Genomic DNA, 22,232 nt, shown 5'->3' on the forward strand with positions numbered 1-22,232 from the left:
ATGGCGTCGTCAGCATCAGGCCGTAGCCAGGCGTTGCCATTACAAGCGCAGAGGCGTGCTGCTGGCATGAATTACAACTGTAGTATTAGGGCTGGGCTTCGAGCAGTACCTGGAGGTAGTTGCGGTGCGGGTGGCGGTGCTGCACGCTGCGGCCGGGACGCTCGTTCCGCTGTTCATGGTGTGCATGCTGACCGGGTTCTTCGGGCGCAACCGCAGCTTCGGCGAGGGGCTCGGGGTTTGGAAGTTCGCGTTGTTCGCCGCCTTCGCGATGACCATCCCGTACGTTACGGTGGCCGCGCTTCTGGGGCCCGAGTTCCCCTCGCTCCTGGGCGGCCTGATCGGGCTGATCATAGTGGTGTTCGCCGCTCAGCGCGGCTTTCTCGTCCCGCGCGAACCGTGGGACTTCGGGCCGCGCTCTGAGTGGGAAGAGGACTGGATGGGCAACGTGGACCCCGAGGAGGAGCTGGCCATCGACCGGCCCAACATGGGGCTCCTGCGGGCCTGGACGCCCTACCTGCTGGTGGCGCTCATCCTGGTCCTGACCCGTGTGCCGCAGCTCCCGCTGCAGGAGTTCCTCTCCGGCATAGCCATCGAGTGGAACAACATCTTCGGGACCGAGATCTCCGAAGGACTTCAGCCCTTCTACCTGCCGGGCTTCGTGTTTCTGGTGGTCATAGTCTCCACATACTTTATCCACCGCATGACCCGCCAGCAGATAGCCGCCTCCTGGCGGATAGCCGGGGGCCAGATCCTGGGCGCCGGCATAGCGCTCTTGTTCGCGCTGCCGCTGGTGCGGGTCTTTATCAACTCGGGACCGGAGTTCAACACCACCGGCCTGGAGAGCATGCCGATCACGCTCGCCGAAGGAGCCGCAGCGCTCGCCGGCAACGAGTGGCCGTTCTTCGCGCCCTGGATCGGGGCTCTGGGAGCCTTCATCGCCGGGAGCAACACCGTAAGCAACCTCACCTTCGCCCTCTTCCAGTTCGCCACGGCCGAGCGCATAGGAGCCATACCCGAGATAGTAGTGGCCGTGCAGGCCGTCGGCGGGGCAGCGGGGAACATGATCACGGTACACAACGTCGTGGCCGCCTCCGCGACCGTGGGGCTTCTGGGACGCGAGGGCGCCCTGCTGCGCAAGACGATCATCCCCATGACCTATTACTGCCTGATCTCGGGCTCCCTGGCATACATCTGGGTCAACGGCATCGGCCTCAACCTCGGCACGATAGCCTTCCTGCTGCTGGCCGCCGTGCTCGTCGTCGCGGTGCTCGCCATCCGCCGCTCCGCAGCCCGCGCCCCGGCCCCGGAATCCGAGACCACCCGGTAAGTCGACCTCGACGGAGCCCCCGGCCGGGGGCTCCGTCAGCTCTCCCCGTTGAGATCCAGGGCCGCCAGCTCCCGCCAGTAGTCGTCCTCCCGGAGCGCCGCCGCCCGCGCCCAGCGGCCGCACTCCTCGTGACACGGCGGATGTACCGCCCGCCCCCTCACCGAAAGCTCCGCCAGCTCCCGGAAGACCTCCCCGTAATCCGCTCCGCACCGGCAGGGCTCCGCAGAACCGGTGAAGACCCGCCGCTCCCCGCAATCGCACTCGATCACAACGCTCCCCGGACGCCACCGGTAGACCGTCCCGTGAGGCACCCTGTACACCTCATAGCGCCCCTCGATGCGTTCCAGAATCCGCACCATCCCCCGACCTCCTTCCCCGCAACAAAAGTCGCAAACCCCCGGGGACTACAGGATAACTCTGACGGGCGCGGGAGTCCATGCCGCCGGCGCTCTGCCGGGTTTTCTTAAAGATTCTTAAACCGGGGAGAGGGGTGTGTTCGCTCCCGGCTACCGGGCGGCGCCGGGGGTGGGCGTGTGTTAGTTTTATGAGGCTATGGATAACGTCAGAGTTAGGTATGCTCCGAGTCCCACGGGGCGGTTGCACGTCGGAGGGGTGCGCACGGCGCTCTTCAACTGGTTGTTCGCCCGCAAGCACGGAGGGGTCTTCGTACTGCGCATAGAGGACACGGACCTGGAGCGCTCGACCGAGGAGTCGGTGGAGCAGCTCAAGAGCTCTCTGCGCTGGATCGGCCTGGAGTGGGACGAGGGGCCGGAGGTCGGCGGGCCGCACGCCCCCTACCGCCAGACCGAGCGGCTGGATTTGTACCGGGAGGCCGCGCGGAGGCTAGTGGACTCCGGCGCGGCCTACTACGACTTCGCAACTCCGGAGGAGCTTGCGGCCTTCCGCGAGCGGGAACGGGCCGCGAAGCGGCAGCCGGTCTACCGCGGTGGGGAGTACCGGGAGATGCCACCGGAGGAGGCGCGCGAGCGGGTGGAGGCCGGCGAGCCCTACACGGTCCGCTTCAGGACCCCGCGCGGGGGAGAGACGGTGTTCGAGGACATGATCCGGGGCCCGGTCAGGTTCGACAACGCCAGCATCGAGGACTTCGTGCTCATGAAGTCCTCCGGCACGCCGACCTACAACTTCGCGGCCGCGGTGGACGACGCGGAGATGGAGATCTCGCACGTCATCCGGGGCGACGACCACATCTCGAACACTCCGCGCCAGATCCTCATCTACGAGGCTCTGGGGTATGAGCTTCCGGCGTTCGCCCACGTACCGCAGGTGCTCGGGCCGGACAGGAAGAAGCTCTCCAAGCGCCACGGAGCCGCGAGCGTCGAGGAGTTCGCCGCGCAGGGCTATCTGCCGGAGGCGCTCTTCAACTACCTGGCGCTGCTCGGGGCCGGGTACGCGGCGGATGAGGAGATCTTCACCCCCGAGGAGCTTGCCGCTCGTTTCCGCATCGAGAAGGTCAGCGGCAACCCGGCGGTCTTCGACCTGCAGAAGCTCACGGCCATAAACCAGGTCTACATCCGCAAGAAGAGCCCGGAGGAGCTGGCCATGATCGCCGCTCCCATGCTGGTCGAGTCCGGGGTGGCGAGCCGGGACGAGATAGAGGGCGGCATGCCGCGCCTCACGAAGATCATGGCGCTGATGCGGGAGCGCATCAGCCGCCTCACCGAGATCCCAGCCGCCATCGGCTACTTCTACGGCGGCGCGCTGGAGTACGACCCGCAGGAGTTCGAGAAGCAGTTCGGCAAGGAGTTCGTGCGCGAGGCCTTCCCCGAGCTGGTCGAGCGGCTCAAGCAGCTGCCGGAGTGGACGGAGGAGTCCACCGAGCGGTGCATCCGGGGTCTGGCCGCCGAGAAGGAGAAGGGCGCGCGGCATCTGATCCACCCCACCCGCTTCGCGACCACCGGGCGCACGGTGAGCGCCGGGCTCTTCGAGACGCTGGAGCTCCTGGGCCGGGAGCGCTGCATCGAGCGCCTGGAGCGGGCCGTCGAGAGGATGCGGCGGCTCTGATCTGCGTGCCGTGGCACATCCGGACGGGTAAGAAGCGGGTATGCACACCGGGACGAGAGGGCGGATACATAAGCGGGAGGGTGTGGTGTGAACCGGATCCCCGGGCTGAGACTCTTGAGAAGGGCGGAACGCAGGGGCAACGAGATCGGGGTGCCGATGACCCGGGGCCTCGGGATCGTGGACCTGCTGAAGCAGTCTTTCCGGCAGGCGGGCCGGGACCACCTCGACGCGTTCGCCGGGAACCTCACGTACAAGGGGCTCTTCGCCATATTCCCGTTCCTGGTCTTCCTGCTCTCGCTGCTCGGGCTCTTCGGAGCCGCCGGCCTGGTGGAGACGCTGCTGGAGCAGGCCCGGACCGCGATGCCGCAGGAGGCCGTGGTCCTGATCGAGGACCAGATCCTGGGGCTGGTCGAGGCCCGGGCAACCGGGGCCTTCACGGTGGGTGCGATCGTCGCGATCCTCGCCGCCCTCTGGGGCGTCTCGGGTGCCTTCCGGGCCATAATGGAGGCGATGAACGTCATGTACGGAGTCGAGGAGGGACGCCCGCTCTGGAAGAGGTATCTGATCTCGATCCTCCTCTCGCTCGGCGTCACCGCCCTGCTGCTCGCCGCGCTCGTGCTGGTGGTCTTCGGGCCTTCGATCGGCGGCGCGGTAGCGGACCTCGCCGGGCTCGGAGCCGTCTTCCAGTGGGTGTGGAACATCCTGCAGTGGCCGGTGCTGGCCGCCTTCGTCCTCTTCTCCTTCGCGCTCATCTACTACTTCGCACCCGACGCGGAGCAGAGCTTCCGCTGGATCAGCCCCGGCTCGGTCTTCGCCTTCACGCTGTGGCTGGTGTTCTCGCTGCTCTTCTCGTTCTACGTCAACAACTTCGCCACCTACAACGCAACCTACGGAGCGCTGGCCGGCGTCGCGATCCTCATGCTCTACATCTACTACTCCGCCTACATCCTGCTGTTCGGGGCCGAGATGAACCAGGTCATAGAGGAGCACATCCCCGGGGGTAAGGACCCGGGCGAGAAGGCGCCCGATACGGGATAGCAGCCGCCGCGCACTTTGACGGAGCAGGAGTTATACGCTAAACTATGCTCCCGACTCGGCCCCATCGTCTAGCGGCCTAGGACATCGCCCTCTCACGGCGAAAACCGGGGTTCGAATCCCCGTGGGGTCACCGCAGGAGAGCCCGCCCCCGGCGGGCTCTCTCCGTCTATCATGCCGGGCATGCCGGACAACCTCGCAGACCTGAGGCGGGAGATCACGGCCTGCCGCCACTGCCCGCGGCTGGTGGAGTGGCGCGAGCGCACCGCCCGCGAGAAGCGGGCCGCCTACAGGAACGAGACCTACTGGGGACGCCCCGTCCCCGGCTTCGGAGATCCGGCAGCCCGGGTGCTGCTGCTCGGTCTGGCCCCCGGAGCTCACGGAGCGAACCGCACCGGCCGCCCGTTCACCGGCGACGGCACCGGGTTCCTCTTCGACGCCCTGTACCGGGCCGGCCTGGCCGACCGGCGGGAGTCCCGCCGTGCCGGCGACGGTTTGCAACTGTACGGGCTCTGGATCTCGAACGCCGTCCGCTGCGCGCCGCCGCAGAACCGCCCCACCCCCTCCGAGCGCGACGCCTGCCTGCCCTACCTCGGACGGGAGATCGCGCTGCTGCGCAACCTGCGGGTCGCGGTCTGCCTGGGAGCGTTCGCCTGGGGGGCAGCGCTGCGCACCTTCGGAGTGCGCCCGAAGCCGAAGTTCGAACACGGAGCGGAACACCCCGTACCCGGCCGGGGAATAACGCTCCTCGGCTGCTACCACACCTCCCGGCAGAACACCTTCACCGGAAGGCTCACGCCGGAGATGCTGGACGCCGTACTGATGCGAGCCCGCAACCTGGGAGGTAGCTGAGAAAGTTGAAGAGGCCGGGGTGAGAACACCCCGGCCTCTTCGAGATCCGGCCCTTCTCTACCGCGAGACCACCTTGCGGGCCAGGAGACCGCCGGCCATCAGCAGAACGCCTCCGGCCAGCGCGAGCCACGGAGCACCGCCCGTGTCCGGCAGCAGGGCGAACCCCTCGGTCCCGGCGATGCCGGTGTTCTCCACACCGCCGGCGGCGGCCGCGCCGTTTGCATGAGCGTCGCCGTGAACGATCCCGTCACCGGCACCCGCCGCACCGGCCACGGTGACGTTCTCGATCAGCTGCAGGCAGTACTGCACCTGCGCCTGGGTGAGCTCCTGCAAGGAACCCTCAACCCCGACCTGATACTGAGCGGCGCTCTGGTCGCCGAAGACGGCGATGCACTGCTGCAGGTTCAGGGTCGCAGCCCCGGCACCAGCCCCGTCACCCGGAATGCCGTCGTCCACGCCGTCACCGGGCGGCGCAACGCCGTCCGCCGGAGCACCCTCGTTTATGTTGTTGATGATCTGGTAGCAGTACTGGACGATCGTCGCGTCGTACTGTATCCCGGTGTTGTTGATTATCGCGAGGCACTGACCGGCGGTTATGTCACCGATGGAGATGTCGCCGGTGTCGCCGCCGATCTGACCATCGCCCGGCCCCGGAACGCCGTTGTCGTCGTCGGGAGGCGCAACACCGTCATCGGGGCACTCGGGGACCACGATCTGCTCGGTAGAAGTCAGCAGGCTGGCCTCGAGATCTATCCCCACCCCCGGCGGCAACACCGCTTCCAACGCACCGATGAGCGCCTCGGCATTGACCACAGAAGTGGTGACCGTGTAGGTCCCGGGCGGCAGACAATCGGTCTCACCCGGTGAATAAGTGCCAACGAGGTTGCCCTCGGCGTCGGTGACCTCGAACTGGATGACCGCCACCTCCGCAAGAACGTTCAGAATCTCCTGAGGAATCTCAACCCCGATGCCGAGACTGGCCCCAAGAACCGCATCGAAGCTGACGTTCCGGCAAGTCCCCTCAGCGTCACACTCCTCAGAGACGGTTATGTCCGTCGTCAGCGTGATGACCAGGTCCGTAAGCTCCTGAGCCTGAGCCTGCTTGGCCGTAGCCCCAACCGACAGCGAAAACGCCGTCACCAAAGCCAGAGCAACCAGAAATAACTGTCTCAACCGTTACCTCTCCCTTCCTTCCCCGCCGCATAACGGAGGGGAGAATGGCATCGCAACTCCTCAAATACATGAATGCCAAAGATCCCTAACCTCAGCTCATATATACCCCTCCCTTATTTAGCCTGAGTACTTTAATGTAAGTATTTCACGCCAGGTATTCAGACGCAAGTGTTTATCAGTAGATGAGCTAAAAATTTTTTGCGAGGGTGTAGAAAAGTTAAGGTATTTGCGGAGCGCCGGGTGCGGGTCAGAGGAGAAGCAGGAGGGCTGCCGCACCTCCGAGGGAGGCGCCTGCTACGGTTTGGGCGGGGGTATGGGCGCCGGCTGCCACCCGGGCCCACAGGACGGGCGGCAGCAGCAGCGTGAAGAGGAGGCCGTACGGGAGGAGCAGTCCTCCGGCCACGGCGGCGTGGCCTGCGACCGCGGAGTGAGCGCTGATCTTCCAGCGCAGGGTCAGCGCTGCGGCGAGGATGCTGGCGAGTCCCATAGAGAGGGTGGTCCTGAAGAGTTCGGAGGGAGCGTCCAGCAGGGCGAGGAAGGCGAGCAGGGTGGCGAAGCATCCGAGCAGCACCAGGGCGGGCAGTGGTCTCTCGGTTCGTTCGGAGAGCCAGAAGTCTCCGGCGTGCCTTCGGCGGCGCAGGAGGAGCACGCAGAGGGCTACGGTCCCTGCGGCCAGCAGCTCCGCGGCCGTGTAGAGGGCGGCATCCGGTGCGGGACTGCCGTGGAAAGCCACGCCTGCGTAGAGTGCCGTGAAGACGGTGAAGGGGTTCAGGGCATTGGTTACGGCGCGGGCGGGAGGCGAGCTCTTCATAGGGAGTTAAAATCTAGCACGTGCTCTCACCGGGAACCAGTGGAGCGGACGGGAGGCTGGAGCTCTGGCACGAGTTGGACCGGCTCTCGGTCCGGGCGCGGGGTGGCGGCTTCAGGGTGTACGCCGCCGGGCTCGCTGCGGCGTGTGTCTCAGGCTCGGGAGTGCTCACCTCCGGGTACTTCTTCGGGACCGCCTGGGCCGGTTCGTGGGCCGCTGCGATACCGGTGGGTGTGGGGCTCGTGGCGGGAGCGGCTGTATATGCGGCCGAGCGCCTCCGGACCACCCGGCGGGTCGGCTCCCTCAGGCGGGCGCTCGCGGCCGCGGGGGACGACCCCGACCGCCCCACCGCTTCGGGGCTGGGGATGTACTACGATCCGCAGCTCATCCTGCTCCGCTCGGAGTACGAGCTCGTCCGGGAGCGCGGCGCCCGGTCTGCGGCCCGCTTCTTCGAGGACACCTTCGGGTTCACACCGGAGGACGGTTTTGAGACCGGTCCGCTGAACGTGACGCCGGAGAGTGAGGCGCTGCGCGGCCTCCGCCGCCGCTGGGAGGGCCGGCTGGCGCTCCGGCGCGAGATAGCCGGGCAGCCCGCCGTGAGCTTCCGCCGGGCTGTGGACTACCAGCTCTATCCCAAGGAGATGACCGTTCCGGCCGAGCTGGCGGTACGTCAGGCGTATCTGGAGATCTCGCGCAGGATGCTCAGGGCGCGCTACGGGAACGACCGGGAGCGCTGGGAGGAGATCCTGTCCGGAGATCTCTACCGCCGGGCGGTGCGTGATCTACGCGAGCTGGAGGAGATCACCCGTGAGCCCAGCCGGCCAGCACCAGGTAGAAGAACATGAGTGCCGTGGCGACCGGCACGAAGCCCACCAGCGCCGTTATGAGGGCCGTCATCAGCGAGGTACGGTAGACGCCGCGCACGGCCAGCACCATGAGCGCCATCGCGCCGTAGCCGAAGGCCAGCGCGCCCACGCCCGGGATGCCGAAGAGGATCATCGGCCCGTAGGCGTGGGCCAGGATACGGTAGACCTGCCGGAAGTCCGTGACGGGTCCGACGAAGGTCCGAATCGAGAGCCAGTAGCAGGCAGCGGCAGCCGCCACCAGCAACGGCGAGAGCACAACGAACCCGGCCGCCTGGAGCAGCAGTATCCAGAACGTGCCCCGCTCCCCCAGCCCCAGTGCGGGCCCGAGGATGCTGAGGACGAGCCCGGTGACGGCGGCCACGGCGGTTACGAGCATCACGAAGAGGGCGGGGTCCCGCACCTCTCCTTCGGGCGAGAAGTTCAGGAAGAACCGGCGGGGCCTTAGGAAGAGCTCCCGCAGCACCGCTGCGGCGCTCTCCAGCGGGCGGCCGCCGTCGAACTCCGGGCTGTGTACCTTCTCCGGCATGGAGTACCTGATTATACAGGGAGGCGGCCGGAGCGGCGGAGAACCCGGTCGCAATCTTGCTTGCAAAACGGGGGGTGGAAATTTAGACTAAGAGGTGGCGGCGATCTACGTTTCCGATCTCTCTTCAGCGGGAACGTAGACCCCGAAACCCTTCAGAAGCGTACGGGGGCGAGCAGAGATAGCTCAGGGAGTCTACATAGCGATGCTGGCGACCGCTCTGGCGGTGGCCGCGGCCTTTCTCCTGAACCGCCTGCTCAGGCAGCCCCGCTACTCGGCCCGGCGGCTCTCGCCGGAGACGATCGTGAACTACGAGCCTCCGGAGGAGGACGAGGAGCCCTCGCCCGAGCAGCTCTCGCGCTTCATCGTGGAGCGGGCCGAGGAGATCCACAGGACCCTTCTGGAGTCCCCGGACGAGCTGCAAGTCGAGATGTGCGCCCTCGGCTACCGGGCCTGCGTGGAGGACATGATCACGCTCACCCACCGGGTGAACGAGGAGCTGAGAGAGGCCGGTCCGCTGCGCCGCGCCCGGCTGAACGCCTCCAAGCGCCGGGCGGCCGACGCCCTCTACCGCGTGCGGCAGGAGCTGCCCCCGAGTGCTCTGAGGGCCACCCGCCAGCAGCAGTAGGAGCGGGAGCCGCTAGGCCGTCCGGATCTCTCTGACGTCCGGGACCTCTTGCCGGATCAGGCGCTCCAACCCGTAGACGAAATCCAGCTGGGAGAGCGGGCAGCCCCGGCAGGCTCCGACCATCGCGATGCGCACCAGGCCGCGGCGTTCGTCGCACTCCACGACTCTGGCGTCCCCGCCGTCGGCCCTCAGGGCCGGGCGTACCTTATCCAGAGCCGCCTCTATGCGGCTGCGCATGGGCTCCCTCGCCTCCATGGTGCCCGGATTATATACCAACGCCCGACCCCGCCCCTTCCCTAGTAGAATGGAGCGTCAGAGAAGAAGGGAGCCGCATGAGCGCAGACGAGAATCTGCTGGTAATAGGAGACACCGAGACCGGGGCCGACGGCTACCGCCTCTGCGGGTTTCTGGCACCGGACCCCGTAATCTGCGCCCGTGTGGGCGGAAGGACGTACCTGGCGGTCTCCGCTCTGGAGTATGGCCGTGCGCGCAGACAGGCCCGGGTAGACGAGCTGCTCAGCTTCGAGGAGCTAGATGTCCTGAAGCTCTCCCGCGAGCTCGGGGACGGCAGCCGGGGTCTGGCTGCCGCTGCGGCCCGGCTGCTGCGGGAGCGTGGAGCGGATTCGGTCGCCGTGCCCCCTGCATTCGGGGTAGCCTACGCCGACGAGCTGCGCGCCCGGGGGGTGGAGGTCAGGCCCGACGGCGGGCTCTTCTCCCGGCTCCGGCGCACCAAGACGGAGGAGGAGATCTCGCACATCGAGCGCGCCCAGCGGGCGGTGGAGCGCAGCTGCGAGCGGGCCGTGGAGATCTTGCGCGAGGCGCGCACCGGTCCCGGAGGCGGGCTATTCTGGAACGGGGAGACACTCACGAGCGAGATTCTGCGCAGCGAGATAGAGATCTCGCTGCTGAGGCATGGGTGCTCCGCGAAGGGGACCATCGTGGCCGGGGGCGCGCAGGCGGCGGACCCGCACGAGACGGGCAGCGGTCCGTTGCGGGCCGGGGAGACCATCATCCTCGACATCTTCCCGCTGGATCGCGAGAGCCGCTACCACGCCGACATGACGCGCACCTTCGTCAAGGGCGAGCCGCAGAGCGCGGAGATCGGACGCGCCTACCGGGCGGTGCTGGAGGCTCAGGAGGCAGCGCTCGGCATGATCCGGGCCGGCGCCAACGGCCGGGACGTGCACCGGAGGGTCTCTGACATCCTGCACGAGGCCGGGTACGAGACCACCGTGCATGACCAGAAGGAGGGTAAGCCGCTCACACGGGGATTCTTCCACGGTACCGGACACGGGCTGGGCCTCGAGGTGCATGAGAGCCCGCGCATCTCGCTGGCAGACGAGGAGCTCCGGGAAGGGGATGTGGTCACGGTCGAGCCCGGCGTCTACGATCCGGCCTTCGGGGGCGTGCGCATCGAGGATCTCGTCGTGGTCACCGCGGAGGGGTGCCGCAACCTCACGCGCTTCCCCAAGGAGGAGTTCAGGATACCGTAGTACCGCCGCAGTTATAGTTTGTGGTGCGCAAGATATAATTGGTCGGCAGAGGCTCTTCGAGCGCAGCGGGAGGTGGTGGAGCCTGAGGGCCCCGATCGGGACGGTCCTCGGAGACCGGTACAGGATTCAGAGCACGCTCGGCGAGGGGGGGATGGCCTCCGTATACAAAGCCGAAGACACGGTGCTCGGCCGCACCGTCGCCATCAAGGTCCTGCACCCCAGATACGCCTCTGACGAGGCCTTCCGCAGGCGTTTCAAGCAGGAGGCCCGGGCGATGGCCTCCCTCGACCACGAGAACATCGTCAAGGTCTACGATATCTCCCAGGACGACGGCACGCCCTTTATAGTGGCGGAGTACGTCGAGGGCCGGGATGTGGGGGCCCTGCTCAAGACCAACGGAAGGTTCAACGAGCGGTTCACCCGGCGGATCGCCATCCAGCTTTTACGGGCGCTGGCCTACGCCCACCGGCGCGGCGTCATCCACCGCGACATCAAGCCCTCCAACATCCTCATAACGCAGGACGGGACGGTCAAGGTGGCAGACTTCGGCATCGCCCGGCTGGTCGAGGACGAGGACGTGGGCCGTCCCGGCGAGATTATCGGCAGCGCCCGTTACATGTCGCCCGAGCAGCTCACCGGTGAGGAGACCACGCCCCGCAGCGACATCTACTCTGTTGGGGTCTTCCTCTACCACTGCCTGACCGGTGCTACGCCCTTCAATGGCGACACCCGCAGCGTGGCCCGCCAGCAGATACACGACGAGCCGCGCTCGCCCCGCCTGATAAACCCCGAGATCTCGCCCCGGATGGAACACATCATCTTGCGGGCGCTCGCAAAGCAGCCCGCCGCCCGCTACCCGACGGCCACCGCCATGCTGGATGCCATCCGCCTCCCGGCCCCCTCCGAACCGGCACCGGAGGCCCGGAAGGCGGCCGCACCGACGACGCGCCGCAGCCCGCCGCGCCGGCGGCGCGGGAGGCTGGCGCCGATGCTCCTCGTGGTCTTGCTGCTCCTGGTGGGCGGCGGAGCGGCGGCCGGGCTCACATATCTGACCCGCGAGAACCCGCCCCCCGTCGGGCAGCTGGAGCGTCCCGACGGGGGGCGGGAGACACCCGCTCCTCCGGCGGGCGGGGTGCCGGAGGAGAACCCGGCAGCCCCCGAGGAGGCGCAGGTCGTAATCCCCGATACCGACCTGTACTTCGACTGCTGGGCGCAAGAGTTCCTGCAGCGGGAGGGATTCGAGGTGGTGATCCGCTACCAGCCCCGGGAAGGGTATGCCAACAACGGCGTCACCTGGGCCACGGACCCGCCGGCGGGCGAGACGGCGCCGGAGGGTTCGACGGTCACCGTCTACGCCACTCCTGTGGACAACCCTGCCGCGCGGCAGTGCCCGGCGGGCTAGCGCCTTTCGACCATGTCCGCTATCCAGGGATAGCGGAACTCCTCTCCCTGGTACACCCTGTACGCACCGTAGGCGGCGTGCACGAACGGCACGAGCGAGATGGGGATCATGATCAGCGCCAGCAAGAACCCGATGAGAACGAGCATCAGGATCACACTGACCATCCACCCCACGGTCAGGATGACGAGCCAGGCGATCTGGTACCAGAGTGACTGCAGCGCGTGGAAGGACACCTTCTGCGAGCGGTCCTTGTAGACCAGCCAGATCAGGAGCGCCACCACCGGTCCGAACACGCCGGTCAGCAGGTTCACAAAGATGCTCAGGTGCGCCAGCATGGACCACGTGCGCTCGTCCTGCGGGCTCAGGGCATCCGGTGCGGCGGTGCGGGGCGCCTCGCGCTGGGTGCCGTAGTTGTACGGGTCCTGCGTCATGGGGGCTCCTCTCTCTGCTTCTCTTTCTGAAAGGGTATCCGACGGGACCACCACTCACAACCGGCCGGTCAGGTACGCCCGGCGCTGCAGGGCGATGATCTGGTACACGGCGAAGATCACGACCGGCATCGCCCCCGGCGAGTTGAGAGAGATCTCGTAGCTCCTTCCGGCCGATCTGCCCGAGATCCGGGCGATCTCCTCGCCGGATGCAGAAGACACCGAAGCCTCCCGCTTCAGGAGGCCGGGGCGGATCCGGTACCCCCGTCCCAGATACTCCGCCCGCCAGATGCCGCTCAGAAACCGCTCCGTCCCGGCGCGCAGGATCTCCTCGCCGTCCGAGGTCATGCCGTAGCGCAGGCGCCATATCCCCCGCCGGGCTATCCCGGCCTCCAGATCCCCGGCCCGGAAGCGGGCCCCTTTCAGGCCGTGCAGCTCCAGCCGTCCGAATTCGCCCCCCCCCACCGCTGCGAGCTGGTAGCCGTGCAGCCCGGAGGGGCGGGCCTCGAAACGGCTCCCGGCCCGCTCTCCTAGCGCGCGCCAGCGCTCACTCTGTGCGGCGGACATCTTCTCTATTCTATATGCCGACACCCAGCAGGACTCGTGGACGAACCGGGAACCCCTTCTCCGCCGGCCGACCCACACGAACTCATATTACCCGTCCGGGAAGAACACACCTCGCCCGAAGACCGGCCGCACAGCCTCTCCCAGCCGGTAGCGGGCGTCTGCGGGGGCCTGCACCCGCAACTCGTGGCCCCGCCACCCGACGACGACTTCCTGGGTGTCACCCATAAAGAGCACCGCCCGGACCCGGCCCTCCCCGCCCGGCTCCAGCCGGATGTCCTGAGGCCGGACGGCGAGCGTCCCGGGACCGGAACCTCCGTGCTCCGGAATGTTCTCCACCTCGAACTCGTTGCCCCCCTCCAGAGCGAACCGCCCGGCCCCTCGCGCCCGGACCCGCAGCAGGGCCGCGTCGGAGACGAAGCGCGCCACGAACGGCGTAGCGGGCGCGGAGTAGAGCCGCCGGGGCTCGTCCACCTGCACCAGCCGCCCCTCATGCAGCACGGCGACGCGGTCGGCGAGCGCCAGGGCCTCGGTGCGGTCGTGGGTTACGTGTACGACGGTCACGCCGGTGCGCCGGACCAGCGCGCTCAGCTCGGCACGCAGGCGGGCTCTGAGGGCGGCGTCCAGGCTGGCGAACGGCTCGTCCAGCAGGAGGGCGGCCGGCTGCATCACCAGCGCCCGGGCCAGCGCTACCCGCTGGCGCTGGCCGCCGGAGAGCGTCTCCGGAGCGCGGTGCTCAAACCCTTCCAGGCCCACCAGAGAGAGCGCCTCCCGGACCCGCTCCTCGCGCTCGCTCCGGCCGACCTTCGCCAGCCGGAGCGGGTACTCCACGTTGCTCGCGACCGAGCGGTGCGGCCACACGGCGTGGTACTGGAAGACCATTCCGAGCCGCCGCTTCTCCGGCGGGACCCAGGCTTTGGGGCCGGCCACGGGCTCGCCGCCGATGAGCACGGCCCCCCGGTCCGGGCGCAGGAAGCCGCCGACGAGGCGCAGGAGGGTGGTCTTGCCCGAGCCGCTGGGACCGAGCAGGGCGACGAACTCGCCGTCCTCCACGGTCAGGTCCACGCCGGTTACGCCGCCTCCGCCGCCGTAGGCGAGGCTCACGTCCTGGAACTCAATCTGCGCCATACACCCCCCTTCCGCGGGTCGCGAGGGCCATCGCGCCGACACCCAGCAGCCCGCCGAGGGCCACGACCAGGGCCAGCGCCGTGGAGGCGTTGAAGGCCCCGGCCTGGTGGAGGTTGAAGATCACGACCCCCAGCGTCTCGGTGCCGGGGGCGACGAGCAGCGCCGAGACGGTCAGCTCCCGGATGGCGGTGAAGAAGACCAGCCCGGACCCCACGACGACGGCCGGGGCGGCGAGCGGCAGGGTCACGTCGCGCAGGGCCCGCAGGGGGGAGGCTCCGGAGAGCTGGGCCGCCTCCTCCAGCACCACCGGCACGCCGGCGACGGAGCCCCGCACCGCCTGCACCACCAGCGCGACGAAAGCCATGACGTAGGCGAAAAGGATTATGGAGCGGGTGTTATAGATACCCAGGGGTATGCCGGTCAGGATCCAGGCCACCGCCACCACGGTCCCCGGCAGGGCCTGCGGGATCAGGGCCAGCGTGTCTATGGAGCCGTTGAGGCGGTTGCGCGTGCGCACCACGAGGGTCGCCACCAGGGCCCCGATCACGCCGCACAGGAGCGCCGCTCCCGTGGCGAGCACGAAGCTGTTCACGAAGCCCCGCACCGTCGCCGGAGCGAGAACCGCCCGCTCGATGTTCGCCAGCGTCAGGTTCTCCGGCGTGAGCGGCACGCCCGGAGCCCGCAGCAGCGCCCCCACGAGCAGCGCCAGTACCGGGGCGACGGCGAACAGGAAGGCTACTGCGCCGAGCATCGCCGTGACCGGGTAGCGCGAGCGGCCGAGCGCTACCGGCTGCGCCCGGCCTTCGGCGTCCGAGGAGACCCGCCGGAAGAGGTGCCGCTGCAGCAGGAACGCCGCGGCCCCCACGGCCAGGAGCACCGTTCCCAGCGCCGAGGCCGCCCCCAGCGGGTTCTCCGTCGTGCCGCCCACGAGGTAGCTGTAGATCAGGGTGGGCAGCACCTGGTACTGCACCGGCAGCCCGAGCAGGGCCGGAATGCCGAAGTCCGAGAGGTTGGAGACGAAGAGCAGGATGAACCCGGCCAGGAGCGCCGGGTAGATGTAGGGCAGGGTGACGTCGCGCACCATTCGCAGCCGCCCGGCCCCGCTCGCCCGCGCCGCCTCCTCCAGCGAGCCCGGCACGCCGCGCAGCGCCGCGGCGGTCATCAGGTAGGTTATGGGGTAGGCGTGCAGGGCCAGCAACGCGATTATCCCGCCCGGCCCGTAGAGGTTTACGAGACCCTCCGAGGAGCCGGTCGCGTTGTTGTAGAGGACGTTGACGTATCCCACGGGGCCGAAGACCGCGAGCCACCCGATAGCCCCGATAAACGGCGGGATCAGGAACGGCAGGAAGAACGCCGCCCGGAAGAAGTTGCGCGCCGGGACGTCGGTGCGTTCGATCAGCAGCGCCAGCCCGGCCCCGAAGGCGGTCGCCACCAGCGCGCTGATACCGGAGGTGACGAGGCTGTTCACCGTCGCCTCGCGCACCTGCGGCGAGTTCAGTCCGGCCAGGAGCTCCGGCCGCGCTCCGCGCCAGAGCAGCGCCAGCACCGGGACCGCGACCAGTCCCAGCAGGACCGCGAGGACCAGGTAGCGGGCGGCACGGAACCCGCCGGGCTCCGGCTGGTAGCTCTCGCCCACCGGGGGTTAGTTCCTCAACAGCTCGTTGAAGCGCTCCCTGGCCGCGTCCTGCTCGGCGGTGAGCCGCTCCAGGTCGCCTTCGAGGATCTCGATCTCGTCCAGCTGCGGGGCACCCTCCGGGCTCTCGATGTCGGAGCGGATGGGGACGTAGTTCTGCTCCACGGAGAGCCGCTGGCCCTCCTCGGAGATCAGGAAGTCCACGAACCTTTCGGCCGCCTCCCGGTTATCGGTGTTCTCGAAGATCGCGGCGGGCTGGAAGATGGCCGGGACCCCCTCCTCCGGGAACACGCCGGAGACGGGCGAGCCCTGCTCTTCGAGGTCGCGCACCATGTAGTCTATGAGGATGCCGACGGCGAACTGGCCGCTGGCGAGCCCCTGTTGCACCTGGCCGTTGCCTTCGACGACGGTGGGCTCGTTGGCTACGAGGGCCTCGATCCACTCCCAGCCCAGCTCCGGCCGGGAGGCCCAGAGGGCGGTGTTGTACGCGGCGGCCCCGGAGTAGTCGGGGCTGGGCATCCCGATCCTGCCCCGGTACTCGAGGTCCGTGAGCTCCTGCCAGCTCTGCGGCGGGTCGTCCACCTGGTTGGTGTTGTAGCCGATGATCGTGGAGATCAGGCGCGTCCCCACGTAGTAGCCGTCCGGGTCCTTAAACTGCTCGTCTATCTGCTCCGCCCCCTCGGGCGTGTACTGGAGGAAGAGCCCCTCCTCCTTGAGGCTCTCGAAGGTCGGGGCGTCGGCGGCGACCAGCACGTCGGCCTGCACCCCGCTGGCCTCCCGCTCGGACTCTATCCGGGTGACCAGCTCCCCGGTCCCCGAGCGGAAGACCGTCACCTCGATGTTCGGGTACTGCTCGTTGAACGCGGCGACGAGCGCGTCGGCGTTCTCCTGCGGCTCGGAGGTGTATAGCGTGATCTCCCCCGCCGGGCCATCCCCCCGGCCGCCGCTCCGCCACAACCGGCGAGCAGCACGAGCAAAGCAAAAGGTGCGAAACGACAGATATTCATCCAACCCCTCTTTCTTCTACCAGGCTCCGAAAAAATTATGCCAGCGGGGTTCGCAGCCGACGTTAAACCGGCGTAAGAGATGCGTAAAATCCGGGTTAACCGCGTTCCTTGCGAGCGAGAACCCTCCCGCCATACCGGATAGAATTGGGCGGGTAAGCATCGAGAGGAGTTGTGTGGAGCTAAAGAACAAGGATCAGATAAGGAACGAGATCCTGCAGTCCTGGGTCAAAGACGCCTGGATGACTCCGGTGCGCGGGCCGAACAACCAGGTGTTCCTGCGTCTCACGCCCGGTGGGAGGCTGAAGGTGCGCCGCCGGATAAAGGAGCTGGAGGAGCGGCTCGGCGTGAGCGGGAGCGAGCTGGCGAAGCAGGACGAGGAGAACACCATCCCGGTCGAGCGCGAGAAGCTGGAGCTGGCGATGATGGTGCGTGCCTACACCTCGGAGCGCAAGCTCATGGAAGCTCAGGGCATAACGCTAGGCCCGGCCGCGGTCTCGCTAGAGGAAGAGCAGGAGTAAGAAGAGGCCGGGAGCGGCCTGTGGAAGCCGCTCCCGGTGTGCGCGTTAACCTTCCGGCTCAGGTGAGGCGGCGGCGCAGGAGCAGAATCCCCGCAGCAGCGGCGGAGAAAAAGAGGAGCGAACCGGCCAGCAGAACGCCTCCGGGAGAGAGTCCACCGGTATCGGGCATGGCCATGCTGTCCTCGGTCAGGATGACATCCAGCGAGCCGTCCTCGGCCAGTCCGACGGCGAAGGCGCTGTAGACGACGCCGGCGTTCAGCGCGACGTCCGGAACGGTGAGGGCCACCTGGTCCGTCCCGGCGGCCTTCACCTCGATGGTGTAGGTGCCGGCGGGGACCTCGGCGTAGTCCGAGGCGTTGGGGAACTCCAGGCCCTCGACCAGGTTGCCTCCTCCCTGCGCTCCTACGTCCACCGGTCCGGCGTCCGGCGAGGCGTGCACGACGCGCAGCCTGGCGTTATCTCCGGCCGGCGGGGTGTTGTCGTCTTGGTAGACCTGGGCGGTCAGGGAGCCGTCCTCTACCAGCCCCACGGCCCCGACCGTGTAGTCCGCCCCGGCGGCGAGATCCACATCGGCCTCGATCACGGGCTCCGAGGTGTCGCCCGCCGCGTAGACCTTAACGTTCTGGGTCCCGGCGGGGACCGGCAGGTAGGGTGAGATGGTACCGTAGGGCACGCCCTGGAGCTCGGCCACCGGTTCGTCGTTCAGGTAGACGTCTACATTAGGGGCGTCCGGCGAGAGGTGCGCGACCCGCAACATCGCGTTCTCTCCGCCGCTCTGGGCGAGCGCCGGAACGGCCAGCGCGAGCGCCACCAGCCCGGCCGCTCCGAGCGTCAGCAACCTTGCAAAGGTTCTCAAGAACTTCCTCCTTCGCTAAGCCTCCTTACACCGGACACAACGAAGCTCCCCGCGTCCCGGATTCATGGTTGAGGTAGAATCCACTTGCGCGCGCATGAGCGGATCTTTCGACACACCGTCCGGAGACCGGTGAACTACGAGCGCCTGAGCGACGAAGAACTTCTAGGGCGAATCGTCGAGGGAGAGGGCGACGCTCTGGAGGCTCTGTACGACCGCCACGCGGGCCTCGTCTTCTCCCTGGCCCGGCGCATAACCGGGGACCGGGAGGCTGCAGAAGAAGTGGTGCAGGATACCTTTCTGACCGTCTGGCGACAGGCCGCCAGCTACAGCCCGAGCAGGGGCCGTCCCTACTCCTGGCTGGTCAGGATCGCCCGCAACCGCTCCATAGACGAGCTCCGGCGCATGGACTCCAGAGAGCGGCGGCAACGCCGGAGCCGGGAGGTTCTCGACGCCTACACTCCGGACCCGGCGCTCAAAGCGGTCGAGGACGCCCGGGAGGCCGAGCTGCGGCGGCTGGTGAGTGAGGCTCTGCAGGATCTGCCCGAGCCCCAGCGGGAGGTTGTGGAGCTCTCGTACTTCCGGGGCTGGAGCCAGGTCGAGATCTCGCGCCGCACCGGGCTCCCTCTGGGGACGGTCAAGACGCGCATGCGGCTCGCCCTGAGCAAGCTGCGGAACGCCCTGAGGCGGGAAGCGAAAGGCACTCCGGAACGAGATGGCATCTAGAGGACACGTAGAAGAGCTGCTCCCCGACTACCACCTCGGGCACCTTCTGCCGGAGGAGGCCGGGGCAGTCGAGGAGCACCTGCGCGAGTGCGAGCGCTGCCGCCGCTCGCTGGAGGAGGTCTCCGAGACGCTGGACGCGCTGCCCTATGCCGCTCCCCAGGCTGCGCCACCGGAGCGCGTCAGGGAGCGCCTCATGGCCGAGGTCCGGAAGCCGGAAGAGGCCGGCAGGACGGGCCGGTGGGACCGGATACCTGCGATCGTCGCCGCGGCAGCGCTGCTGGCGGCCGCGGTCCTCGGTTGGGCCTATCTCGAGGTGCGCGACGAGAACCGGCAGCTGCGGGCCGAGATCCAGGAGCTGCGGGAGAGGAGCCCGCAGCCGGGCGATCTGCTGGTCGCGATCGCGACCGGGACGGACGAGGCGCCCGAAGCCCGGGGAACGGCGGTGATGGCCCCGCAGGCCGGCGAGCTGGCGCTCGGCGTCTACAACCTGCCGGCCCCACCGCAGGGCCACACCTACCAAGCCTGGCTCATCCGGGAGGACGGCGAGGCCGTCCCGCTCGGACAGATGCAGCTGGACGAGCATGGCGACGGCCACATGACGGGCGCCATGCCGGGACCTCCGGGCGCTTACGAGCGCCTGGAGATCACGGCGGAGCCCCGCGGAGCGGCGGAGAAGACCGGCCCCGTCTACCTGCGGGCGGCGCTGTAGCCGCTCAAGCCACGCGGCGGTTCAGACGGCGGTCCAGGGCGTTGGCGAGGTAGATCAGGGGCACGCAGACCGCCAGGTACAGCAGGGCTGCCGCGATCAGCGGGGTCCCGTTGAACGTCGCCGACTGCAGCACCCGTGCCGCCCGCAGCAGCTCGGCGAGCCCGATCACGGAGACCAGCGAGGTGTCCTTCACCAGCGCCACGAACTCGTTGGTCAGCGGCGGGATCACGCGCCGGAAAGCCTGCGGGATTATCACGTAGCGCATCGCCTGCACGTAGCTGAGCCCCGAGGCCCGGGCCGCCTCCATCTGCCCCTTGTCTATGCTCTGGATGCCGGCCCGGAAGATCTCGGCCACGTACGCCGCCCCGTTCAGGCTCAGGGCCGCTAGCCCCGCGAAGAAGAGGCTCGTGAACCGGATGCCGATCAGGGGCAGCGTGAAGTAGAGGATCGTGATCTGCACCAGAAGCGGCGAGCCCCGGAAGACGTCCACGTAGGCCTGCGAGAGGAGCTGCAGCGCCTTCGGCGCGGAGACCCGGATCAGGGCCAGGACCAGCCCGATGACTATCCCGATCACCTCCGCCAGCAGCGCCAGCGAGATGGTCACCAGAAACGCCGCGAAGATGACGTCCATGTTCTGGAAGACCAGCTGGAAGTTCAGGTAGTTCTCGACGATCCGCTGCGGGTTGAAGGCCCCGGGATCTATCTCCACCTGGAGCAGCGCCGGCGGTATGTACACCTAAAGGCTCCTTATGGGATCTCTTCCGGCTCCTGGCCGAACCACTTCTCGTAGATCTCGGCGTAGGTTCCGTCTTCCTTGATCTCCGCAAGCGCCTGGTTTACCGGTTCGCGCAGCTCGCTGTCCGGCGGGAAGGCGATTCCATACTGCTCGCCGGTCGGGAAGGTCTCCACGATCTCCAGGTCGGCGCCGCTGGTCTCGACCCGGTCCGCCGAGACGGGGAAGTCGTTGATCACGGCGTCCACCTGCCCGTTCTCCAGCGCCAGGAAGGCGTCCTCTATGGTGTCGAAGGTCGTGAGCTCCCCTATCCGGCCCTCGCTCTGGAACTCGGTCGCCAGCATCGCGCCGGTCGTGCCGAGCTGCACGCCCACGTTCGCATCGGCGAGATCGTCTACGCTCTCTATGTCGGAGCCGGCGCGCACCAGGAGCGACTGGTCGGCGTTGAAGTACGGATCGGAGAAGTCTACCTGCTGCTCGCGCTCCTCGGTGATCGTCATGGCCGAGATGGCCATGTCGTAGGTCCCGGACTGGAGCCCCGGTATGATGCCGTCGAACGTGACGTTCTGGATATCCGGCTCGAAACCGGCCCGCTCGGCGATCTCGTTGATGAGGTCTATGTCGAACCCGACGGGCTCGCCGCCCTCCATGAACTCGAACGGCCGGTAGGCGATGTCCGAAGCTATGGTCACGGTCCGGCCCTCAAGACCGGCCCCGTCCTCCGGCTGCTCCGCGCCGTTCTCTCCCCCGGCGTCCCCTCCCCCGCCGCAGGCCGCCAGCGCGAAGGCGCACACCGCCACCAGCAGCAATGCCCTGAATCTACCCACCAATACGGCTCCTTTCTAGAAACCCTTGCCCGGAATGGGAGGATAGTTGCTTAGCACCTGTATTATCTCCGAGCCGCCCGGCGGAACGCAACCTCTCACGAGCCGGCGGGCCAGACCTCCGGGGTGAAGGGTTCCTCCCCCTCGAACCATTCCCGGTAGATCTCCTCGTAGCGCCCCTCCTCCACCAGCTCCATGAGCGCGAAGTTGACGGCGTCCCGCAACGCCGAGTCGTTCTGCCGCACCCCGATGCCGTAGGGCTCGTCGCTGAAGGGCCCGCCCACGATCTTTACCGCGGCACCCTCCTCTTCCGCAATCTCCTTGAGCCCCATCAGGATGGCCCCGTCGGTCGTGACGGCCTCGGCTTCCCCCCGGAGCAGCGCGTCCAGCGCTTTGCGATGGGTCTCGTAGGTCAGCACCTCGGCCTCCGGGGCCTTCCGTCGGATGTTCACCTCGCTCGTCGAGCCGCCCGCGGTAGCCACGGTCCGCCCGGCGAGGTCCTCAACGCTCTCTATCTCCGAACCTGCCGGGACCAGGATCCGCTGCCCGTCCCGGAAGTAGGTAACGGAGAAGTCTATTATCTCGTCCCGGGCGCGCGTGTGCGTCATGGTCGCTATTACCAGGTCTACCTCACCGCTCTGCAGCATCTCCACGCGGTCGCCGGTCGTTACCCGAACGAACTGCGGCTCCACATCCAGCTTCTTCGCGATAGCGCGCCCCAGATCCACCTCGAAACCGACCGGCCCCTCCCCCTCTTCCGCCACGTAGCCGAACGGCGGCTGGTCGAACTTCACCCCAATCCTTATCTCACCCCGCTGCTGCGCCTCAAACAGCGTGCCGATCCCGGAACGGGATGGGGCGTCCTCACCCCGCGGCTCATCGCCGGAGCCGCATCCGGAGAGAACCGCCAGAAGCAGCAGAGCGACCAGAACCGGCACGATCGGAGCGCGTGCGTGCATGGTAGAGATGAGCGAAGTCCT

At 67.9% G+C, this 22,232-nt stretch carries 24 protein-coding genes, 1 tRNA gene and 1 pseudogene; 12 read left to right on the top strand and 14 right to left on the bottom strand.

What is annotated here, in order from left to right:
- Positions 1–82 precede the first annotated feature (82 nt).
- A pseudogene (locus E0L93_RS02200) lies at positions 83–1,327 on the top strand (L-lactate permease); the annotation flags it as partial.
- Between the two features lie 35 nt (positions 1,328–1,362).
- On the opposite strand, the gene E0L93_RS02205 reads toward E0L93_RS02200, so the two are convergent.
- Positions 1,363–1,686: a hypothetical protein gene (locus E0L93_RS02205; protein ID WP_132687908.1), complete on the bottom strand. Its 324-nt coding sequence runs from the start codon at positions 1,684–1,686 to the stop codon at positions 1,363–1,365.
- Positions 1,687–1,879: 193 nt separating this feature from the next.
- On the opposite strand from E0L93_RS02205, the gene gltX reads away from it, so the two are divergent.
- From gltX to E0L93_RS02225, 4 genes are all read left to right on the top strand, one after another.
- Positions 1,880–3,349, top strand: a complete 1,470-nt coding sequence (gltX, locus tag E0L93_RS02210; RefSeq protein WP_132687910.1) for a glutamate--tRNA ligase — start codon at positions 1,880–1,882, stop codon at positions 3,347–3,349.
- Positions 3,350–3,436: 87 nt separating this feature from the next.
- Positions 3,437–4,387 (top strand): YihY/virulence factor BrkB family protein, encoded by a 951-nt coding sequence (locus E0L93_RS02215; protein ID WP_243638072.1) that lies wholly within the window; start codon positions 3,437–3,439, stop codon positions 4,385–4,387.
- Positions 4,388–4,444: 57 nt separating this feature from the next.
- Positions 4,445–4,517: transfer RNA gene (locus tag E0L93_RS02220), tRNA-Glu, on the top strand.
- A 50-nt stretch (positions 4,518–4,567) separates the two neighbouring features.
- A complete protein-coding gene (locus E0L93_RS02225) occupies positions 4,568–5,236 on the top strand; it encodes a uracil-DNA glycosylase (RefSeq protein ID WP_132688723.1) in 669 nt (222 codons plus the stop codon).
- A gap of 57 nt (positions 5,237–5,293) precedes the next feature.
- Here E0L93_RS02225 and E0L93_RS02230 read toward each other — a convergent pair whose 3' ends face one another.
- Entirely contained in the window at positions 5,294–6,409 is a 1,116-nt protein-coding gene (locus E0L93_RS02230; protein WP_132687912.1) for an LPXTG cell wall anchor domain-containing protein, read from the bottom strand.
- Positions 6,410–6,656: 247 nt separating this feature from the next.
- Positions 6,657–7,220, bottom strand: a complete 564-nt coding sequence (locus E0L93_RS02235) for a hypothetical protein (protein ID WP_132687915.1) — start codon at positions 7,218–7,220, stop codon at positions 6,657–6,659.
- A gap of 20 nt (positions 7,221–7,240) precedes the next feature.
- Here E0L93_RS02235 and E0L93_RS02240 point away from each other — a divergent pair, with 20 nt between their 5' ends.
- On the top strand, positions 7,241–8,062 hold the full coding sequence (locus E0L93_RS02240) for a hypothetical protein (protein WP_132687917.1): 822 nt from the start codon (positions 7,241–7,243) through the stop codon (positions 8,060–8,062).
- Here the strand turns inward: E0L93_RS02240 and E0L93_RS02245 are convergent.
- On the bottom strand, positions 8,019–8,609 hold the full coding sequence (locus E0L93_RS02245) for a YIP1 family protein (protein ID WP_132687919.1): 591 nt from the start codon (positions 8,607–8,609) through the stop codon (positions 8,019–8,021). The two genes, E0L93_RS02240 and E0L93_RS02245, sit on opposite strands and share 44 nt — an antisense overlap.
- Before the next feature lie 202 nt (positions 8,610–8,811).
- Here E0L93_RS02245 and E0L93_RS02250 point away from each other — a divergent pair, with 202 nt between their 5' ends.
- Positions 8,812–9,234: a hypothetical protein gene (locus tag E0L93_RS02250; RefSeq protein WP_132687921.1), complete on the top strand. Its 423-nt coding sequence runs from the start codon at positions 8,812–8,814 to the stop codon at positions 9,232–9,234.
- 12 nt (positions 9,235–9,246) lie between these two features.
- On the opposite strand, the gene E0L93_RS02255 is transcribed toward E0L93_RS02250, so the two are convergent.
- Positions 9,247–9,489, bottom strand: a complete 243-nt coding sequence (locus E0L93_RS02255; protein WP_132687923.1) for a NifU family protein — start codon at positions 9,487–9,489, stop codon at positions 9,247–9,249.
- Between the two features lie 77 nt (positions 9,490–9,566).
- Here E0L93_RS02255 and E0L93_RS02260 point away from each other — a divergent pair, with 77 nt between their 5' ends.
- Both E0L93_RS02260 and E0L93_RS02265 read left to right on the top strand, forming a co-directional pair.
- The gene (locus E0L93_RS02260) at positions 9,567–10,727 is read left to right on the top strand and encodes a M24 family metallopeptidase (protein ID WP_132687926.1); all 1,161 of its coding nucleotides are present in this window, start codon (positions 9,567–9,569) and stop codon (positions 10,725–10,727) included.
- A 124-nt stretch (positions 10,728–10,851) separates the two neighbouring features.
- The gene (locus tag E0L93_RS02265; protein WP_279387438.1) at positions 10,852–12,129 is read left to right on the top strand and encodes a serine/threonine-protein kinase; all 1,278 of its coding nucleotides are present in this window, start codon (positions 10,852–10,854) and stop codon (positions 12,127–12,129) included.
- On the opposite strand, the gene E0L93_RS02270 is transcribed toward E0L93_RS02265, so the two are convergent.
- From E0L93_RS02270 to E0L93_RS02290, 5 genes are all read right to left on the bottom strand, one after another.
- Positions 12,126–12,560: a DUF4870 domain-containing protein gene (locus E0L93_RS02270; RefSeq protein ID WP_132687930.1), complete on the bottom strand. Its 435-nt coding sequence runs from the start codon at positions 12,558–12,560 to the stop codon at positions 12,126–12,128. The genes E0L93_RS02265 and E0L93_RS02270 overlap by 4 nt on opposite strands.
- A 54-nt stretch (positions 12,561–12,614) precedes the next feature.
- The gene (locus E0L93_RS02275; protein WP_132687933.1) at positions 12,615–13,124 is read right to left on the bottom strand and encodes a hypothetical protein; all 510 of its coding nucleotides are present in this window, start codon (positions 13,122–13,124) and stop codon (positions 12,615–12,617) included.
- A gap of 87 nt (positions 13,125–13,211) precedes the next feature.
- Positions 13,212–14,249 carry an ABC transporter ATP-binding protein gene (locus tag E0L93_RS02280; RefSeq protein ID WP_132687935.1) on the bottom strand — a complete coding sequence of 346 codons (1,038 nt, stop codon included), beginning with the start codon at positions 14,247–14,249 and terminating at the stop codon, positions 13,212–13,214.
- The gene (locus E0L93_RS02285; RefSeq protein WP_132687937.1) at positions 14,236–15,885 is read right to left on the bottom strand and encodes an ABC transporter permease; all 1,650 of its coding nucleotides are present in this window, start codon (positions 15,883–15,885) and stop codon (positions 14,236–14,238) included. Before E0L93_RS02285 ends, E0L93_RS02280 begins: the two co-directional genes overlap by 14 nt.
- 6 nt (positions 15,886–15,891) lie before the next feature.
- Entirely contained in the window at positions 15,892–16,839 is a 948-nt protein-coding gene (locus tag E0L93_RS02290; protein ID WP_132687940.1) for an ABC transporter substrate-binding protein, read from the bottom strand.
- A gap of 223 nt (positions 16,840–17,062) precedes the next feature.
- Here E0L93_RS02290 and E0L93_RS02295 point away from each other — a divergent pair, with 223 nt between their 5' ends.
- Positions 17,063–17,407, top strand: a complete 345-nt coding sequence (locus E0L93_RS02295; RefSeq protein ID WP_132687942.1) for a hypothetical protein — start codon at positions 17,063–17,065, stop codon at positions 17,405–17,407.
- Between the two features lie 58 nt (positions 17,408–17,465).
- Here E0L93_RS02295 and E0L93_RS02300 read toward each other — a convergent pair whose 3' ends face one another.
- Entirely contained in the window at positions 17,466–18,263 is a 798-nt protein-coding gene (locus E0L93_RS02300) for a DUF4397 domain-containing protein (protein WP_207890279.1), read from the bottom strand.
- 129 nt (positions 18,264–18,392) lie between these two features.
- Between E0L93_RS02300 and E0L93_RS02305 the strand changes: the two genes are divergently transcribed.
- Together E0L93_RS02305 and E0L93_RS02310 are read left to right on the top strand one after the other, a co-directional pair.
- Positions 18,393–18,986 carry a sigma-70 family RNA polymerase sigma factor gene (locus tag E0L93_RS02305; RefSeq protein WP_132687944.1) on the top strand — a complete coding sequence of 198 codons (594 nt, stop codon included), beginning with the start codon at positions 18,393–18,395 and terminating at the stop codon, positions 18,984–18,986.
- Entirely contained in the window at positions 18,976–19,695 is a 720-nt protein-coding gene (locus E0L93_RS02310) for an anti-sigma factor (RefSeq protein WP_132687946.1), read from the top strand. The genes E0L93_RS02305 and E0L93_RS02310 overlap by 11 nt, the downstream gene beginning before the upstream one ends.
- A 4-nt stretch (positions 19,696–19,699) precedes the next feature.
- Here the strand turns inward: E0L93_RS02310 and E0L93_RS02315 are convergent, their stop codons facing one another.
- From E0L93_RS02315 to E0L93_RS02325, 3 genes are all read right to left on the bottom strand, one after another.
- A complete protein-coding gene (locus tag E0L93_RS02315; protein WP_243638073.1) occupies positions 19,700–20,431 on the bottom strand; it encodes an amino acid ABC transporter permease in 732 nt (243 codons plus the stop codon).
- Between the two features lie 11 nt (positions 20,432–20,442).
- Positions 20,443–21,255: a basic amino acid ABC transporter substrate-binding protein gene (locus E0L93_RS02320; RefSeq protein WP_132687949.1), complete on the bottom strand. Its 813-nt coding sequence runs from the start codon at positions 21,253–21,255 to the stop codon at positions 20,443–20,445.
- A gap of 95 nt (positions 21,256–21,350) precedes the next feature.
- Positions 21,351–22,211: a transporter substrate-binding domain-containing protein gene (locus tag E0L93_RS02325; protein ID WP_132687951.1), complete on the bottom strand. Its 861-nt coding sequence runs from the start codon at positions 22,209–22,211 to the stop codon at positions 21,351–21,353.
- Positions 22,212–22,232 lie beyond the last annotated feature (21 nt).

The organism is Rubrobacter taiwanensis (assembly GCF_004337705.1).
In the GTDB taxonomy this organism is placed as follows: Bacteria; Actinomycetota; Rubrobacteria; order Rubrobacterales; family Rubrobacteraceae; genus Rubrobacter_C; species Rubrobacter_C taiwanensis.